The following is a 16,315-nucleotide window of genomic DNA, read 5'->3' as shown; positions in this document are numbered from 1 at the left end:
GTTTACTCTCCGACTTGAGTATTAAAACTCGCCTTGGAACCACTTCGTTATACGGTTCCACCAATTGTTATCACCTTCAGGTTTCGACTTTTGTGCATTCATCGATTGCATTGTACGGCCGTACTTTAATAAGCCCACCGCCGTTGCATATGAAGGATCATCTACATAATCTGTCAAACCAACCATCCCGATTGGTTTGCCTACTCTTACTGGCATTTGGAAGATATCTTCTGCTACTTCCATTGCACCGGCCATTTTAGCACTGCCGCCTGTTATGACGAGCCCTGCTGCAATTTGGTCTTCTAAACCTGAACGACGAATTTCTTCCATCGCCAGTTCAAATAATTCTCTAAAACGTGGCTCAACGACTTCTGATAAAGTATGACGCGACATTAACCGTGCCGGTCGCCCACCTACGCTTGGTACTTCAATCGTGTCTTCGCTACTGGCCATTTGGCTGCTCGCACATGCGTATTGTACCTTGAGAGATTCAGCATGTGATATCGGCGTGCGAAATATTTTTGCAATGTCACCGGTTACTTGGTTACCTGCAACGGGGATCACTGCCGAATGACGTAGCGCGCCGTTAATATAAATAGTGATATCCATTGTACCACCACCAATATCGAGCACGGCAACACCGAGTTCTTTTTCATCATCAGTTAATACTGAATAGCATGACGCTAAGGCGGTAAATATAAGTTGGTCAACTTCTAAGCCACAACGCTCAACACACTTTTCAATATTTTTTGCCATATCGTTTGAGCAAGTAATGATGTGAGCGCGGGCTTCCATTCGTACACCACTCATACCTAATGGGTTTTTAATCCCCTCTTGCATATCTATGCTGTACTCTTGTGGTAAAGCATGCAACATTTTGCGTTCAGCAGAAATCGGTACCGAGCGCGCAATGTGAATGACATTCTCAATATCTTCATCAGTGACTTCGGTATTATTAATTGCCACCACACCGTTTTCGTTTTGACATTGAATGTGCTTACCCGAAATACCCAAGTAAACTGAGCTAATACGACAATCAGCCATTAGCTCTGCTTCATCAATTGCTCGACGAATAGACTCTGATACCAAATTAAGGTCGTTCACACCACCTTTATCCATACCATGGGATACTTGGCTACCAACTCCAACAATGCTGAGTTTATTATCTGCGGTGATTTCACCAACCGTGGCCACCACTTTTGAGGTACCAACGTCCAATCCAATCACTAGGTTTCTTTCTGCTGACTTAGTCATGCCTTACTCTTATTTTGTAATTGTGCTTCTTCCAGGAGCTTCCAGCTCACCGCAAGGCCGGTATCATACCGTAAATCCACTACATCTACTTGTGCATCTGCACGTTTTTCCATTCTCGGGTACACATCTATAAACCGCTGCACCCGCTTTGCTTTTTCTTTTCGGCCCAAATTAAGCTTAATACCATTTGCAAGCCACAACTGCCATGAAAAGCGCTCCGACAACGCCAAGCTAGTGAGTTGTAAGTTGTTCAAACTAAGCATGTCATTAAACTGTTTAAATGCAGTCCAAGCCTCTATTTCACTGCCTTCAGGACCGTATAACTGAGGTAGTTCATCAACTAGCTGCTCACTACTGGCCTGAAACACCTCGCCGCTTTGGTTAAGCAATAAATCACTATTCCAAATAGCAACAGCTTGATGTTCAACAACATAAACCTGTAGTGTGTCTGGCCACTGTTTACGTACTGATGCTGTAGCTACCCAAGGTAAATCCTGCACTAAATTTTGTACATGGATGACATCTAGATCAAAAAAACTTGATAAATCAGCTTGTTTAATCGCTTTAATAATGGCTGTTTCATCAGTGTATTTTGGCTCACCTAGCACTGCTAAATGTTTTATTTGAGCATCTTTATTCTCTACTAGCCATTGTCTAACACCACTGGTGACTTGCACTAAACTAAATATCACCACCAAAAAAAAGCTAACACCAAAAATCAGCGACCAATTTAATCGCTGTTTTAACTGCTGCGCTTTTTCCAAAAGGGGATGCATATTAAAGTGTTTGCTCCAAAATGCGAACAACTAATTGCTCAAAGCTTGCACCATTTGCTTTTGCAGCCATTGGCACTAAAGATTTTTCAGTCATTCCGGGTACAGTATTAACTTCTAATAAATAGAAGTTACCATGCCCATCCTGCATAGCATCTACTCGTCCCCACCCACTGGCACCAACTAAGTCAAATGCTTGTAGTGCCATATCTTGCAGTAGTTGTGTATCTTGTGCTGGTAGATCTGCAGGGCAATGGTACTGCGTTGTGCTTGATTGATATTTAGCTTGATAGTCATAAAAACCATTCGGCGTGGTCATTTCAATCACAGGTTGTACATCATCACCAAGTACCGTGATAGTAAATTCACGGCCAGATATCCATTGCTCAACCAATACTTGGCTGTCAAATTTAAACGCTTCATTGAGCGCTGCGGTTAATTCATCAGCATTATTAGCCTGTGCCATACCAATGCTTGACCCTTCATGAGAAGGCTTAACCATTACTTTTTTCAGCTCAGTCATTATCGTTTGAGCATCAAAGCCACGTTTGTTATCAACCACAGCATAAGGTGCCGTACTCAAACCTGCCGATTTAAATAATTGCTTACAACGAATTTTATCCATTGCCAGTGCCGACCCTAGTACATTACTACCCGTATAAGGTATGCCCATAAATTCAAGCGCACCTTGAATAGTACCATCTTCACCACCGCGACCATGTAGGGCGATAAATACGCGCTCTACAGCAAGCTCTTTAAGCTGCCATAAAGGCTGCTCTTTCGGGTCAAAAGCAATGGCATCAACACCCGCATTTTGCAATGCATTAAGCACTGCTTGACCTGATTTTAGCGATACTTCACGTTCAGCTGAATGGCCGCCTAATAATACTGCAACCTTGCCAAATTGTGTGCTTAAATGAGTCATACTTCTACCTGCTTAAGTTGTTCTATTGACAACTCGGTTGCTGCTAACTTTTTAACTAATTGACCTATATTACCAGCCCCTTGCGTTAAAACTAAGTCATTGTCTTGTAATATATTTGCCAACACCCCAGCCAATTCTGAATTACTTGCTATATGCAACGGCTCTTTGCCACGCTGACGCAGGCTACGACACAGACTTTTACTATCAGCACCTATAATTGGATCCTCGCCTGCACTGTATACATCAAGCAATAAAAGTTGATCAACATCAGCGAGAACTTTAACAAAGTCTTCATATAAATCACGGGTTCGAGTAAACCTATGCGGCTGATAAATCATAACTAAGCGCTTATCAGGCCAACCTTCTCGCACTGCTGCGATTGTAGCCGCTACTTCTGATGGGTGATGACCATAATCATCTACTAACATCACATCACCACACTCGGTGGCAAAATTACCATAATGCTGAAAACGACGGCCCACGCCTTCAAACTTTTGTAAGGCCTGTAAAATTGCTTGATCAGAAATATTCTGATCTTTGGCAACAGCAATCGCAGCCGTTGCGTTAAGTGCATTGTGTATACCTGGCATATTCAGTTGAATATTTAGCTCATTGCCTTGCTTTGTTCGTACTGTAAAGTCACAGGTATTACCTTGTTGGCTAAAGTTCAGCATGCGGTAATCTGCATCTGCAGATTCACCATACGTGATCACTGGGCGACCAAAGCGTGGGATAAGTTCAGCGGCCACCTCTGAATCGATACACACCACGGCTAAGCCATAAAATGGTAAGTTATGAATGAAATCCACATAGGTGTCTTTCATTTTCTCTAAACTACCACCATAGGTTTCCATGTGATCTTCTTCGATATTAGTGATCACTGAGACCATGGGTTGTAAATGCAGAAACGACGCATCACTTTCATCCGCTTCAGCAATTAAAAAATCACTCTTCCCAACCTTTGCATTGCTGCCGGCACTATTAAGTAAACCACCAATAATAAAGGTTGGATCAAGCCCTGCTTGGGCATAAATACTAGCAATTAGGCTTGTTGTAGTGGTTTTACCATGAGTACCTGCAATCGCAATACCGTGGCGAAAACGCATTAGCTCAGCTAACATTTCAGCACGGCGAACAACGGGAATACGCGCCGCCTTTGCTGCAATAATTTCTGGGTTTGTTTCATCGATCGCACTTGAAACCACAACTACATTGGCATCTTTTACGTTACTTTGATGATGACCAATAAATACTTCTGCACCTGCTTGAATTAAACGCTCTGTCATGGCGCTATGAGCAATATCAGAACCTGTGATTCGATACCCCTCAAAGGCAAGCACTTCTGCAATACCGCCCATGCCAGCACCACCAATTCCTATAAAGTGAATGGTGTCGATTCGTCTCATCGCTGGGCGTGTTGATCTTTGTTGCTCAACATTTATTTGTTTATTTAATTCGTTCACACGGCTCTCTTTTTATCTATTACTTGCTCACAATGCTGTGCAACATGCGCTGTGGCATCCAGTATAGCGAGTGCTTTAGCACGTTTCGCCATCTGATCAATTAATTCAGGTTTTGCTAAAAATGAGCGTAACATGTCAACAATGGCGTCTTGTTGAAATTGTCCCTGTGGCATTAATAAAGCAGCGTCAGCGTTTACCAAAAATTGAGCATTAGCAGTCTGATGATCGTCAACAGCATGAGGAAACGGCACAAATAGCGCCATTTTTCCTGCCGCTGCTATTTCACTCACAGTTAACGCCCCTGCGCGGCAAATAACAATATCTGCCCAGCCATAAGCGGTGTCCATGTCATCAATAAATTCAGCCGCTCTTATTTGCTCAGTATTAAAATTTTGCTCTGTGTAAGCCTCTGTAACCGCACCTAAATGCCCTTTACCCGTTTGATGCCAAATATTTAGCTCGCATATATAAGATAATTGCTTAAAGGTTGTAGGTAGTGTGCTATTTAGTACCTGAGCTCCTAATGAACCACCTACAACTAAAATATTAATAGGGCTGGTAGCATTGCGAACAGCTACCTGCGTTACACTTTGGCGAACAGGGTTACCGACAACCTCACTCTGACCACTCGCAAATGCACTGGGAAATGCAGCCAGTACTTTATTAGCAAATTTTGCCAACCACTTATTACTCATCCCAGCGACCGCATTTTGCTCATGGATAACCAAAGGTATACCTAAGCTTTTTGCTGCAATACCAGTTGGCCCTGTGACATACCCCCCCATCGCAAGTACCACATCGGGGCGCTGTTGTTTTAATACTTTACGAGCTTGTAAAATGGCATTAATTACCATAAAAGGTGCTTTAACTAAGCGTTTTAAGCCATTACCACGCACCCCTTTGACGTTAATGAAATCAATCTCAATATTATGCTTAGGTACAACCTGCGCTTCCATTCTATCAGCGGTACCAATCCAGCTTACTTGCCAACCTTGTTGTGTTAAATGTTGTGCTACAGCTATACCAGGAAAGATATGCCCGCCCGTACCACCGGCAACGACGACTAATTTTTTGCTCATCGCTTACCTCCTCGGGATGTTGCTTGTTTGGTTGCCATTTTTGTTTCAAAATCAACGCGGAATAAAATCCCTGCGGCAATGGTCATAATCAATAAACTGGAACCACCATAAGAGACAAATGGCAAGGTAAGCCCTTTGGTTGGTAAAATACCGGCACTGGCGCCTACATTAACCATCGTTTGAAAGGCAAACCAAATACCTATCGCTAATGAAAAGTACCCTTCATATTCTTTGCCACATTTAAGCGCTTGTTGCCCAATTAAAAGAGCACGAAAAACTAAAATGCAGAACACCATTAAAATACTTAATACGCCGATAAAGCCAAGCTCTTCGCCTATTACAGCAAAAATGAAATCGTTGTGTGCTTCTGGCAGGTATTGTAATTTTTGTACGCTATTGCCAAGCCCTTGACCAAACCAACCACCTTGACCATAAGCCATTAATGATTGTACCAGCTGGTAACCTTTACCAAATGGGTCATCCCATGGCTCTAAAAAGCCAACTACACGTGCCATGCGATAAGGCTCAACAATAATGAGTAATACCACTAAACCTATACCCGTTAAGATCAATGCAAAAAACTGCCAAAGTTTAGCGCCCGCTAAAAATAACAGACCAACGGTGGTCACAAACATAACCACCACAGTCCCTAAATCCGGCTGGAGTAAAATTAACAGTGCGTATACTGCAAATACTGCTATAGGTTTGGCAAAGCCTTTGATGTTCTCTTGCACTTCAGCACGCTTGCGCACCAGGTAACCGGCAATATAACTAAAGAAGAACAGCTTTGCGGCTTCTGCTACTTGAAAACCAATAGGGCCTATGGGGATCCAACGTTTAGCACCGTTCACTTCGCGGCCAACAATTAATACTATAATTAACAGCACCATTCCCAATAATAATAAATATGGGTTGGAGCGCTTCCACCAATCCATTGGCATACTGCAAGCTATCCAAAATAACGCAAAGCTCATGGCTAAAAACATACTATGGCGAATAGTGATATGGTAAGGATTATCAAATAAACGCTCAGCGGTAGGCATTGAGGCGCTGGTTACCATGACAAAACCAACACCAATAAGCATGATCACACAATAAAGCAAAGGCACATCATAAAGCTGAGCCGACTGCTTAGGTGTAAGCGCTTCTCGAATATCTGTCAGTGCTATCATTGCTCACCCGCCCTAACGCACTCGCTAAAATGATCGCCACGTTGCATGTAGTTGTTATACATGTCGATACTGGCACACGCTGGTGCTAGCAGCACATAATCACCGGTTTCAGCCAATGTTTTAGCCAGATTTACCGCCTGTGGCATGTTTTCTGTCAAACGGCCTTTATCACTCAGTGCCACAAGTGCATTCGCATCTTTACCAAAACAAATCAGTGCTTTAACTTTATCTTGCAAATAAGGTTTTAGCGCATCTAAATCCGCACCTTTGGCATCTCCGCCAGCAATAACAATAAGTTGCTTTGCTTGCTCTGAAAGACTATCTATTGCGGCAATTGTAGCCCCTACATTCGTTGCTTTTGAGTCATTAAAGTATTTAACTCCATCTTGCTCAGCAACAAACTGACAACGATGAGCAAGTCCTTTAAATGCAGAAAATGCCTTAGCAAATTGCTCAACTGGCACCTCAAAAGGTTGCAATAACGCCATAACTGATAACGCATTGAGTTGATTATGACTGCCCACAACACCTAGCTTGCTCACAGGTAAAACGGCTTTACCATAAGCTGTAAAATACGGCTCGCCATTGTATGTTGATATACAATAATCTGCGTTTGATAAACCAAAGCTCACTTGCGGATTAATATCGCAATGTGTCGCCACATCACTTTTGTTAACTACAGCTAAAGCAGCATGGCTATAAATTGTTTGTTTTGAGTCTATGTAAGCTTGGTAATTAGCATAACGATCAAGGTGATCTTCTGATACATTTAAGACCGTGGCGCTAATAGGTTTTAAGCTTTTAGTGGTGTCTAATTGAAAACTCGAAAGCTCCAGCACAAACACATCAAAATCGTCTGCAAGTAAATCAAGTACCGCTGTGCCAATATTGCCACCTAAACCCACTTTGAACCCAGCCGTTTTGAGCACATCAAAGGCAAGTGTCACCACGGTTGATTTACCATTTGAGCCTGTAACCGCAATCACTGGTTTATCGTTAAGTCGGGCAAATAATTCAATATCACCTATTACTTCAACACCCGCAGCAATTGCCTCAGCCACAACGGGTGTCGATAAGCTAAGCCCTGGACTGATAATAATAATATCTTGAGTGTTGAGTTCAGCATTATTTAAATCACCAAACTGAGTACTAAGCTGTGAGGCATGCTGGTTTAACCAATCTATACCCGGTGGAGATTGGCGACTATCAGCAATGGTTGGCGTAATATTATGAGACAATAGAAAACGCACAATGCCCAGACCGGTTACACCGAGTCCGAGCACTGTTATACGTTTGTTTTGTATCTCGTTTAAATAGCTCATTTACCTGATCTTTAATGTTACTAAGCCTGCCAACACAAGTACGATTGATATAATCCAAAAACGTACAATTACTCTAGGCTCAGGCCAACCTTTTAATTCGTAATGATGGTGAATAGGTGCCATTCTAAAGATTCGCTGACCGCGAAGTTTGTATGAGCCCACTTGTAAGATTACTGACAAAGCTTCCATTACGAACACGCCGCCCATAATCACCAATACCAACTCTTGACGAACCAATACGGCAATAATACCCAGAGCGCCACCAAGTGCAAGGGAACCTACATCCCCCATAAATACTTGCGCTGGATAAGTGTTAAACCATAAAAATCCAAGCCCAGCACCAACTATCGCAGTACACACAACAACTAACTCACTGGCTAGCGGTAAATGCGGAATATGTAAATAAGCTGAGAAATTAACGTTACCGGTTAAATACGCAATAATTGCCAAGGCCGCCGCCACTAAAATGGTTGGTACAATTGCCAAGCCATCAAGACCATCGGTTAAATTCACCGCGTTCGATGTACCTACAACCACAAAGTAAGTCATTACGATATAAAACAAACCTAATTGCGGTAATACATCTTTAAAAAATGGTACTACAAGCGAGGTTTCATTAGCGTGATTGGCAGTGAAAAACAATGCACAGGCAACAACCAACGCGATAACTGATTGCCAAAAGTACTTCCATTTAGCTATCAGGCCTTTAGGGTCTTTTCGAATTACTTTTCGATAATCATCCACAAAGCCAACAATACCCAACGAACCAATTACAAATAAAGTTGCCCATACATATTTATTTGCTAAATCTGCCCACAACAATGTACTGGTAAATATTGACGCTAAAATAAGTAAGCCCCCCATCGTTGGGGTGCCTTTTTTCGATAGGTGGGATTCTGGTCCGTCATTGCGTACTACTTGGCCAATTTGCATTTTTTGCAAGCCACGTATTAGCTTAGGGCCAAAATATAACGAAATTAATAACGCCGTTAAAATACCAAATACGGCGCGAACCGTTAGGTATGAAAATACATTAAATGCACTGTAATATTGAGTTAAATATTCTGCCAGCCAAACTAACATCTAGGTACTCCATTGCTGCCAACTTGCTGGCTGTTAACTAAATCTTGTACGAGTAATTCCATTCGAGAACTGCGCGATCCTTTCACGACTATGGTGGTTTTTTGTGATTTGTCAGTTAACCCAGCTTCTAATTGCTGTAGCAATTGGTCACGACTAGAGAAATGTCTATTTGGTTTTTCAAATTCATCACTGGCATACTTACTCAGCACACCTAAGGTGTAAAGTTCATCAATGTCTTTATTTTTTGCGTATTCACCTACTTGCTGATGGTACATACGAGCTTCTTCACCAAGCTCCCCCATGTCACCAAATGCTAATATGCGCTGTCCTTCAATATCACTCAGTAAGTCAATGGCTGCTTTTACAGATTCAACATTTGCATTATAAGTGTCATCAATTACAGTCAACGTGTCGCTCACGTTGATTATATTAACGCGCCCTTGCACTGCGCTCATAGTAGCAAGTGCGACAGCTGCGTTTTCAATACTGACACCAAACTCGCTGGTTAATGCAACGGCAATTAATGCGTTCATCACATTATGACGCCCAGGTAAAGCCAGCTTAACGGGCACTCGGTGAGCTTTATTACAAATATAAAATGATGCGTGAGCATGTGCATCAAGGGAAATGTCTTCAGCCCATACATCTAGCTGCTGCGAGCTGGATATACGTTTAACATTATTTTGCGCTAGTTTATCTAACCATTGTTGGCTAAATTCACTATCACAATTAACAATAGCGACACCATTTGGCTTTAAACCATCGTATATTTCGCCTTTAGCAGTAGCGACACCTTCGAGTGAGCCAAACCCTTCTATATGTGCAGCTGCAACATTGCATACCACAGCAACATCAGGTTTTGTCATCGCTGCAGTATAAGCTATTTCACCGAGGTGGTTTGCACCTAACTCGATAACTGCATATTGGTGTTGTGGCTCTAACCTAAGTAAAGTTAATGGCACACCTATATCGTTATTAAAATTACCTTTAGTGGCAAGTACTTCACCGTGCGATGAAAGAATGGCCGCGCACATTTCTTTCACTGTGGTTTTACCGACACTACCGGTAATAGCGATGGTCTTAGGAGCAACAGTTGCCATTACTGCCGCACCTACTTCACCTAAAGCTAAACGAGTATCTGCCACTAAAAATTGAGGAATATCTACATCAACTTTACGGTGGACAATCGCCGCGATTGCGCCTTTACTTTTTGCTTGTTCGACGAATTTGTGGCCATCAAAATTAGGCCCTTGTAGCGCTAAGAACACCTCACCGCCGCACAACGTACGGGTGTCGGTGTTTATGTTTTTTATTATTTGATTGCCACGTGGGCTATCAGTTGCCAGCACACTCGCTAGCCAATCAAAATCCATAGGGATCATAACTGCGATCCTCTTATTTGTTCTTTTAAGTAGTGTTGTACAAATTTGCGGTCACAAAAATCAATTTTTTGCGACCCTATAATTTGATAATCTTCATGCCCTTTGCCAGCGATTAAAACCACTTCATTATCTTTAGCATTATCAATAGCAAATGCGATTGCTGCGCCACGATCCGATTCTAAGTGTGCTGCTTGCGGTTTATCTAAGCCTGCCGCGACGTCTGACATGATCTGTTCAGGGTCTTCACTACGAGGATTATCGCTTGTTACAATCACTTTATTCGCATACTGCTCAGCAGCCTTAGCCATCATCGGGCGCTTACCCTTATCACGGTCACCACCACAACCAAATACACAACTTACACCACCTGGCACATGTTGTTGTAATGCTTGTAATGCCAGTGCTAAGGCATCTGGGGTGTGTGCATAGTCAACAATACATGTTGGTTTATTTGCTGCACTAAAAGCCTGCATACGCCCAGCGACAGGTTGCAAACTTGCACAGCCTGCGGCCAAGTTTTGTAGTGGAAAACCAAGCCCCAATAAGGTGGCAAACGCAGCAGTTAAATTATATAAATTAAACTCACCAAACAATGGGCATTCTATAGCGATATCGCCCCAACTTGTCGTTAACTGTGCCGAAATACCTGATTTGTGATAGTTTACATCGGTAAAGTACACAAACCTAGCGCCTTTGGGCACTAAATTTTTGCGGCCATAGCATATTAAGTTATTGAAATCGTATTGCTCTAACCACTGCTGCACTTGATTATCATCTTGATTTAAGATGACTAATTCGGCCTCAAAGTCTCGCATTAGCATTAACTTAGCATCAGCATAACTTGCCATATCACCGTGATAATCTAAATGATCACGAGATAAGTTAGTAAATACAGCTGCTTTGAATTGGCTACCAGTAACACGGTGTTGCACTAGTCCATGAGATGATACTTCCATAGCCACGAGCTGTTTTTGCTCTGTCACTAATTCAGATAAAATACGTTGTAAATCAACACACGAAGGCGTGGTATTGATAAGTGGTATTAGCTGCTCAGGTGCGCCATACCCTAAGGTGCCAATAATAGCTGCGGGCTTTGCACAGTAATTTGCTAAATGAGCAATCATCGCTGTGGTTGTGGATTTACCATTCGTGCCGGTAACACCAATTAAATCGAGCTGTTTACTAGGCTTTTGGTAAAAATGATTAGCAAGTACAGGAAGTTTTTTATCTAAATCCGAAGATAGATATAATTGCTCAAAGTCGCTCTCAAATTCACACAATCGATCTGCAATAACTGCCACCGCGCCATTGTCAATTGCTTGCTTTATAAAATGACCGCCATCCAACTGATGACCTTTAATGGCAACAAATACATCACCGGGTTTTACCTCACGACTATCAAGTCGCAACTCATTAACCACTAGGCTGGTTGCATCAATCTCAATATGTTTTAGTATCGCTTTTAAATCACGCACCATCGTCTTCGCCCTTTACGTATGCCATTGCATCTTTATCTGGCGCTACGTTTAAAATTCTTAGTGAGTTAGAGATTATCTCGGCAAATGCAGGTCCTGCTGTTGCACCGCCATAATAAACATCTCCACCGGGCTCATTGATCAATACCACCACTGCTAAACGTGGATTACTTGCTGGCGCCAAGCCTGCAAAATAGCCAACATATTCATCGCCATAACCACCCACAGCGGCTTTTTTAGAGGTACCTGTTTTACCTGCAGCACGATAACCATCAACCTTTACGCGCCTAGCGGTACCACCTTCATCAAATACGCTTTCCATCATATGAACCACAGCTTCAACATCTTGCTGCTGAAAGATTCGTTCACCTTCAGGAATGCCATCTTGTTTTAAGATAGTGAGTGGGCGATTCACACCACCAGCACCTAACATCGCATAAAACCGCGCCATTTGAGCAGTACTTACGGCAAGATTATAGCCAAACGATAGTGCTGCAATTTCATGATCAGACCAGCGACGGTTTGGATAAAATAGCCCACTACTCTCGCCAACCATACCTGTACCACTGTCACTACCAAAGCCTACTTTTTGATATAAACCTACAAAGTAATCTTTAGGGACTGTTTGGCTTATTTTGGTCACGCCCATATTGCTTGAGTATTTTAAAATCTCACGCAGAGTCATTTCACCATGGTTACGCGTATCTTGTACTAAGCTGCCACCTAAACGCATCCAGCCTGGGTAAGTATCGACCTTGTCATCCGGTTGGATTGTGCCGTAGTCTAATCCAGCCAAAATGGCTAGAGGCTTAACGGTTGAGCCCGGTTCAAACAAATCGGTTATTGCGCGGTTGCGACGTTTATGTGGGGCAGCATCATTTAAGTTGTTCGGATTAAATGAAGGGCTATTGACCATTGCTAGTACTTCGCCAGTTTTAACATCAACCACCATGGCAGAGCCCGAAGTGGCTTTATAAGTTAACACCGCTGATTTAACAGCTTTATAAGCAATAGCTTGAATACGTTGATCTATACTTAATTGGATATTTTCAGGCTCTACACGTTCACGTTCGTCAAGCACTTCTACTTCACGGCCTCTAGCATCTTTACGAATAGTGCGTCGGCCTTCTTCACCTGTAAGCGCATTTTCGTACAGTTTTTCGATACCTTCAATTCCTTTACCATCAATATTGGTAAAGCCAAGAACATGGGCTGTTACTTCGCCAGCTGGGTAGTATCGTTTTGACTCATCCAGTAAGTGAATACCAGGTAGACGTAAGTCTCCTATGTAATTAGCTACGGCAGGTGTAACCTGACGCTTTAGATAGACAAAGCGACGGCTGGCATCATTACGTAAACGGCTGTCGATTTTGTTCGGCTCAATCCGTAACACATCAGCGAGTTCTCGCCAACGAAGATCGTTTTGATAGTATTGTGCCACTCGTTGTTCAAGTAAAGGGGTGTTCTGTGCTAATGCTTTATGATCTTCGCCATTTTTACGAGCTTGTTTTAATACTTTAGATACCAAAGATTTATGTAGTGCTTTTGGATCAGCATACACGCTTACAACTGGAACACTTACAGCAAGTTCTTTACCGTGACGGTCAAATATCATTCCGCGTTGAACATGGAGCTTTTCAACTCGTACTGTCCGCTTGTTACTTTCTGAGCGCGCTTTATCTGGCTCAATAACTTGTAAATAAGCTGCCCGCGCTACCAAAGTAACAAAGACAAGCAGCACAACAGAACACACCAGCATAAAGCGCCACGTGATCAAGCTATTGACTGGTCTCTTACCTTTACTTCTCATGGCAGTATTATCACCTGTTCATCTTGGCTAGTAGGCCGTTTCATCTCAAGTTGCATAGTGGCAATTTCTTCAATGCGCGCATGCTGTGAATAAAATTCTTCTTCTACGAGTAAATAACGCCATTCAAGATCAAGCTCATCCCGCTCTTGCAGCAGTTGATCTTGCTCAATTAACTCTTGGCGAGCTAAATGGGTAATTTGCACAACGCTCAAACTTGATGCGAATATCACAACCAATAAGGCCGAGGTTAGCTTATTTGCTCCTAGGCCTTTGATAATCTCTAAAAATAAATTGGGCTGACGATGATTCGCTTTTGCCTTCATCCCAGCCTCTGCGCAACCCTAAGTACTGAACTACGCGAACGTGGATTACGTTCAATTTCATCTTTGCTTGGCTTAATAGCTTTACCCACAGCTTTTAACGTTAGGTCTTTATTTATTTGTGCTTCAGTTAAAGGCAGACCTCTGGGTAATGCTGCTCCCTTACTCTGTTTTTTAATGAACTGTTTAACAATGCGATCTTCAAGCGAGTGAAATGAAATAACAACGAGTCGCCCGCCTGGTTTTAATACATTGATCGCTGCTTGCAATGCGGTTTGAATCTCTTCAAGTTCACTATTGATATAGATACGAATAGCTTGGAATGTTCGAGTCGCAGGGTGCTTAAACTTATCTTTTACTGGCACCGCTTCATCAACTAAATCAGCTAACTGCTTAGTCGTAGTGATGGGTGTATGCTCACGAACCTCTAATACCTTGTGTGCTATACGACGGCCAAACTTCTCTTCGCCGTAGGTTTTTATCACATGAGTAATATCTTCAAGCTCAGCTTCTGCGAGCCATTGCGCGGCACTTCTACCACTAGTCGGGTCCATACGCATATCGAGAGGTCCGTCTTTCATAAAACTAAAACCTCGCTCAGCGTCATCTAGCTGTGGTGAAGACACCCCAATATCTAGCAGGATACCATCTACTTTACCTAACAGATCGTTTTGCTGTGCGACATCGTATATATTTGAAAAACGCGTATGAGCAATGGCAAAACGGTGGTCGTTCGCAAATTTTTCAGCAGCTTTAATTGCTTGGGGATCCTGATCAATTGCCTGTAAACGGCCTGTATCTCCTAAGCGCGCTAAAATTTGCCCAGAGTGTCCGCCACGACCAAACGTACCATCCATGTAAATACCGTCAGGCTTAATAGCAAGGGCATCGATGGTTTCGTCCATTAGCACGGATATGTGTTCAAATTGCGCTGTCATTAGTTAGTTTTTGCCTTTTTATTTCGCTGATCAGAGTGAGAAATTATCTAAGTCAGGGCTAGATTCAAAGTCACCAAGTCTTTCTATTTCGGTGTCTTGGCGCATTTGTTCATGCCAACGCTCTTCATCCCAAATCTCAAATTTATTCATTAAACCGACCAACATTATTTTTTTACCTAAATCTGCGTGCGCACGAAGTGACGGTGCAAGTAAGATTCGGCCATTTTTGTCTAGTTGGTATTCTGTCGCGTTACCTAACAGCATGCGTTGCATGCGTCGGGCGCGTGGGTTCATATTAGAAACTTTAGCTAAGCGCTCTTCAATATCTTGCCATTGCGCAAGTGGATACAACCACAGACAAGGCTCATTAAGAGCTATTGTGCATATCACTGTGCCAAAGTCTTCAGACAATAGAGTATCTCGGTACTTAGTCGGTACCGCAAAACGTCCTTTGTCATCCATACTAAGTGAACTCGCACCGCGAAACATAAAAGCCTATTTTAAATTAGTTGTTAATCCATTTAGATTAAGTTTGATCCAATTTGATCCACTAAAAACCACTTTTTACCACAGTGCTCCAGTTTAGGGCTTGACAAGCTATTTTGTCAAGTCGGCAAAATCTTATAATCCCCTGTTCAAGCCAGAAAATATAAGGGCTCACGCAAAGCTACTGAATTACGTGGGAAAAAGGGGGGAAACATAAAAAAATATTTTTTTATGGTTTTTTAGCATGCTAGGTGGTTTAAACCGCTTAATGAATGAGCAATGAATAGTAACAAAATAGAAGACATGTAAAACGGCTGGATTTGCTCGTTGTAAAATTTACTCAATCAGCCTGAAATTGTTACGCCAAAATTTTAAATAAGAAAATATTTCTTTTAAATTAAAAGTCAAAACATTGATTTTTAATAATTTTTAAGAATGGTATAAAGGCTGCATAGTTAAATGCACATCGAGTTTAATTATTTAAGGAAGGAATACTATGGCTACTACAACGACGAATACGACCACATCAGCAAATAGCAAGACTGATCCAAAAATGCCACATGCAGAAGCTCCATTAACTGATAAAGCAACTTCTGCTGCTCACAACGCGGTTGACGCCTTATCTACTCGCGCAGCAACAGCAGAGCAAAACATCCGTGAAGGTGCTAATAGCTCAGCTGAAACATTGTCAGAAAAACAGCAAATTGCGCGTGAGAAACTAAACCAATACAGTGGTAAAACCCGAAAATTTGCCGCTGAAAACCCATTAGCAACAGCGGGAATAGCTTTTGCTGCGGGTATGTTAGTTTCAGCACTAGTTCGTAATAAGTAAT

General features: G+C 42.3%; 15 protein-coding genes. 1 reads left to right on the top strand and 14 read right to left on the bottom strand.

The annotated features are described in order from the left end of the window. Positions 1–21: 21 nt before the first annotated feature. The 14 genes from ftsA to mraZ are packed head-to-tail and all read right to left on the bottom strand — an operon-like array spanning position 22 to position 15,485. Positions 22–1,254: a cell division protein FtsA gene (gene ftsA / locus QMA12_RS14875; protein ID WP_087531095.1), complete on the bottom strand. Its 1,233-nt coding sequence runs from the start codon at positions 1,252–1,254 to the stop codon at positions 22–24. Further along, entirely contained in the window at positions 1,251–2,030 is a 780-nt protein-coding gene (locus tag QMA12_RS14870; RefSeq protein WP_087531096.1) for a cell division protein FtsQ/DivIB, read from the bottom strand. The genes ftsA and QMA12_RS14870 overlap by 4 nt, the downstream gene beginning before the upstream one ends. Position 2,031: 1 nt before the next feature. Further along, a complete protein-coding gene (locus QMA12_RS14865; RefSeq protein ID WP_290210471.1) occupies positions 2,032–2,952 on the bottom strand; it encodes a D-alanine--D-alanine ligase in 921 nt (306 codons plus the stop codon). After that, entirely contained in the window at positions 2,949–4,358 is a 1,410-nt protein-coding gene (gene murC, locus QMA12_RS14860; protein WP_217896156.1) for a UDP-N-acetylmuramate--L-alanine ligase, read from the bottom strand. Before murC ends, QMA12_RS14865 begins: the two co-directional genes overlap by 4 nt. A 53-nt stretch (positions 4,359–4,411) precedes the next feature. After that, a complete protein-coding gene (gene murG, locus QMA12_RS14855; protein ID WP_290210470.1) occupies positions 4,412–5,494 on the bottom strand; it encodes an undecaprenyldiphospho-muramoylpentapeptide beta-N-acetylglucosaminyltransferase in 1,083 nt (360 codons plus the stop codon). After that, complete coding sequence (gene ftsW, locus QMA12_RS14850) at positions 5,491–6,666, bottom strand: cell division protein FtsW (protein WP_087531100.1); 1,176 nt, start codon at positions 6,664–6,666, stop codon at positions 5,491–5,493. Before ftsW ends, murG begins: the two co-directional genes overlap by 4 nt. Then, entirely contained in the window at positions 6,663–7,988 is a 1,326-nt protein-coding gene (gene murD, locus QMA12_RS14845) for a UDP-N-acetylmuramoyl-L-alanine--D-glutamate ligase (protein ID WP_087531101.1), read from the bottom strand. The genes ftsW and murD overlap by 4 nt, the downstream gene beginning before the upstream one ends. Beyond that, positions 7,989–9,071, bottom strand: a complete 1,083-nt coding sequence (mraY, locus tag QMA12_RS14840) for a phospho-N-acetylmuramoyl-pentapeptide-transferase (protein ID WP_087531102.1) — start codon at positions 9,069–9,071, stop codon at positions 7,989–7,991. It lies immediately after the preceding gene. Next, positions 9,065–10,453, bottom strand: a complete 1,389-nt coding sequence (murF, locus tag QMA12_RS14835) for a UDP-N-acetylmuramoyl-tripeptide--D-alanyl-D-alanine ligase (protein WP_087531103.1) — start codon at positions 10,451–10,453, stop codon at positions 9,065–9,067. Before murF ends, mraY begins: the two co-directional genes overlap by 7 nt. Beyond that, positions 10,450–11,928 carry a UDP-N-acetylmuramoyl-L-alanyl-D-glutamate--2,6-diaminopimelate ligase gene (gene murE, locus QMA12_RS14830; RefSeq protein ID WP_290210495.1) on the bottom strand — a complete coding sequence of 493 codons (1,479 nt, stop codon included), beginning with the start codon at positions 11,926–11,928 and terminating at the stop codon, positions 10,450–10,452. The genes murF and murE overlap by 4 nt, the downstream gene beginning before the upstream one ends. Beyond that, positions 11,921–13,738, bottom strand: coding sequence for a penicillin-binding transpeptidase domain-containing protein (locus QMA12_RS14825; protein WP_290210469.1), 1,818 nt, complete (start codon positions 13,736–13,738; stop codon positions 11,921–11,923). Before QMA12_RS14825 ends, murE begins: the two co-directional genes overlap by 8 nt. Then, positions 13,735–14,061, bottom strand: coding sequence for a cell division protein FtsL (ftsL, locus tag QMA12_RS14820; RefSeq protein ID WP_290210468.1), 327 nt, complete (start codon positions 14,059–14,061; stop codon positions 13,735–13,737). The genes QMA12_RS14825 and ftsL overlap by 4 nt, the downstream gene beginning before the upstream one ends. Further along, positions 14,058–14,996, bottom strand: a complete 939-nt coding sequence (gene rsmH / locus QMA12_RS14815) for a 16S rRNA (cytosine(1402)-N(4))-methyltransferase RsmH (protein WP_290210467.1) — start codon at positions 14,994–14,996, stop codon at positions 14,058–14,060. The genes ftsL and rsmH overlap by 4 nt, the downstream gene beginning before the upstream one ends. A gap of 30 nt (positions 14,997–15,026) precedes the next feature. Further along, positions 15,027–15,485, bottom strand: a complete 459-nt coding sequence (gene mraZ / locus QMA12_RS14810; RefSeq protein WP_087531108.1) for a division/cell wall cluster transcriptional repressor MraZ — start codon at positions 15,483–15,485, stop codon at positions 15,027–15,029. 493 nt (positions 15,486–15,978) lie between these two features. Between mraZ and QMA12_RS14805 the strand changes: the two genes are divergently transcribed. Beyond that, positions 15,979–16,314 carry a DUF883 domain-containing protein gene (locus QMA12_RS14805; protein WP_290210466.1) on the top strand — a complete coding sequence of 112 codons (336 nt, stop codon included), beginning with the start codon at positions 15,979–15,981 and terminating at the stop codon, positions 16,312–16,314. The last annotated feature ends 1 nt before the right edge of the window (position 16,315 follow it).

This window comes from Pseudoalteromonas sp. APC 3893, from assembly GCF_030408095.1.
Taxonomy (GTDB): domain Bacteria; phylum Pseudomonadota; class Gammaproteobacteria; order Enterobacterales; family Alteromonadaceae; genus Pseudoalteromonas.
This window is presented reverse-complemented; position numbering and strand designations above follow the sequence as displayed.

Bases quoted from the DNA above. Each gene is read 5' to 3' on its own strand.
- QMA12_RS14805 (WP_290210466.1), top strand. From the start codon at position 15,979: ATGGCTACTACAACGACGAATACGACCACATCAGCAAATAGCAAGACT.
- mraY (WP_087531102.1), bottom strand. From the start codon at position 9,071: ATGTTAGTTTGGCTGGCAGAATATTTAACTCAATATTACAGTGCATTT.
- QMA12_RS14825 (WP_290210469.1), bottom strand. From the start codon at position 13,738: ATGAGAAGTAAAGGTAAGAGACCAGTCAATAGCTTGATCACGTGGCGC.
- ftsW (WP_087531100.1), bottom strand. From the start codon at position 6,666: ATGATAGCACTGACAGATATTCGAGAAGCGCTTACACCTAAGCAGTCG.
- ftsA (WP_087531095.1), bottom strand. From the start codon at position 1,254: ATGACTAAGTCAGCAGAAAGAAACCTAGTGATTGGATTGGACGTTGGT.
- murG (WP_290210470.1), bottom strand. From the start codon at position 5,494: ATGAGCAAAAAATTAGTCGTCGTTGCCGGTGGTACGGGCGGGCATATC.
- mraZ (WP_087531108.1), bottom strand. From the start codon at position 15,485: ATGTTTCGCGGTGCGAGTTCACTTAGTATGGATGACAAAGGACGTTTT.
- murD (WP_087531101.1), bottom strand. From the start codon at position 7,988: ATGAGCTATTTAAACGAGATACAAAACAAACGTATAACAGTGCTCGGA.
- murC (WP_217896156.1), bottom strand. From the start codon at position 4,358: ATGAGACGAATCGACACCATTCACTTTATAGGAATTGGTGGTGCTGGC.
- ftsL (WP_290210468.1), bottom strand. From the start codon at position 14,061: ATGAAGGCAAAAGCGAATCATCGTCAGCCCAATTTATTTTTAGAGATT.
- QMA12_RS14870 (WP_087531096.1), bottom strand. From the start codon at position 2,030: ATGCATCCCCTTTTGGAAAAAGCGCAGCAGTTAAAACAGCGATTAAAT.
- rsmH (WP_290210467.1), bottom strand. From the start codon at position 14,996: ATGACAGCGCAATTTGAACACATATCCGTGCTAATGGACGAAACCATC.
- murF (WP_087531103.1), bottom strand. From the start codon at position 10,453: ATGATCCCTATGGATTTTGATTGGCTAGCGAGTGTGCTGGCAACTGAT.
- QMA12_RS14865 (WP_290210471.1), bottom strand. From the start codon at position 2,952: ATGACTCATTTAAGCACACAATTTGGCAAGGTTGCAGTATTATTAGGC.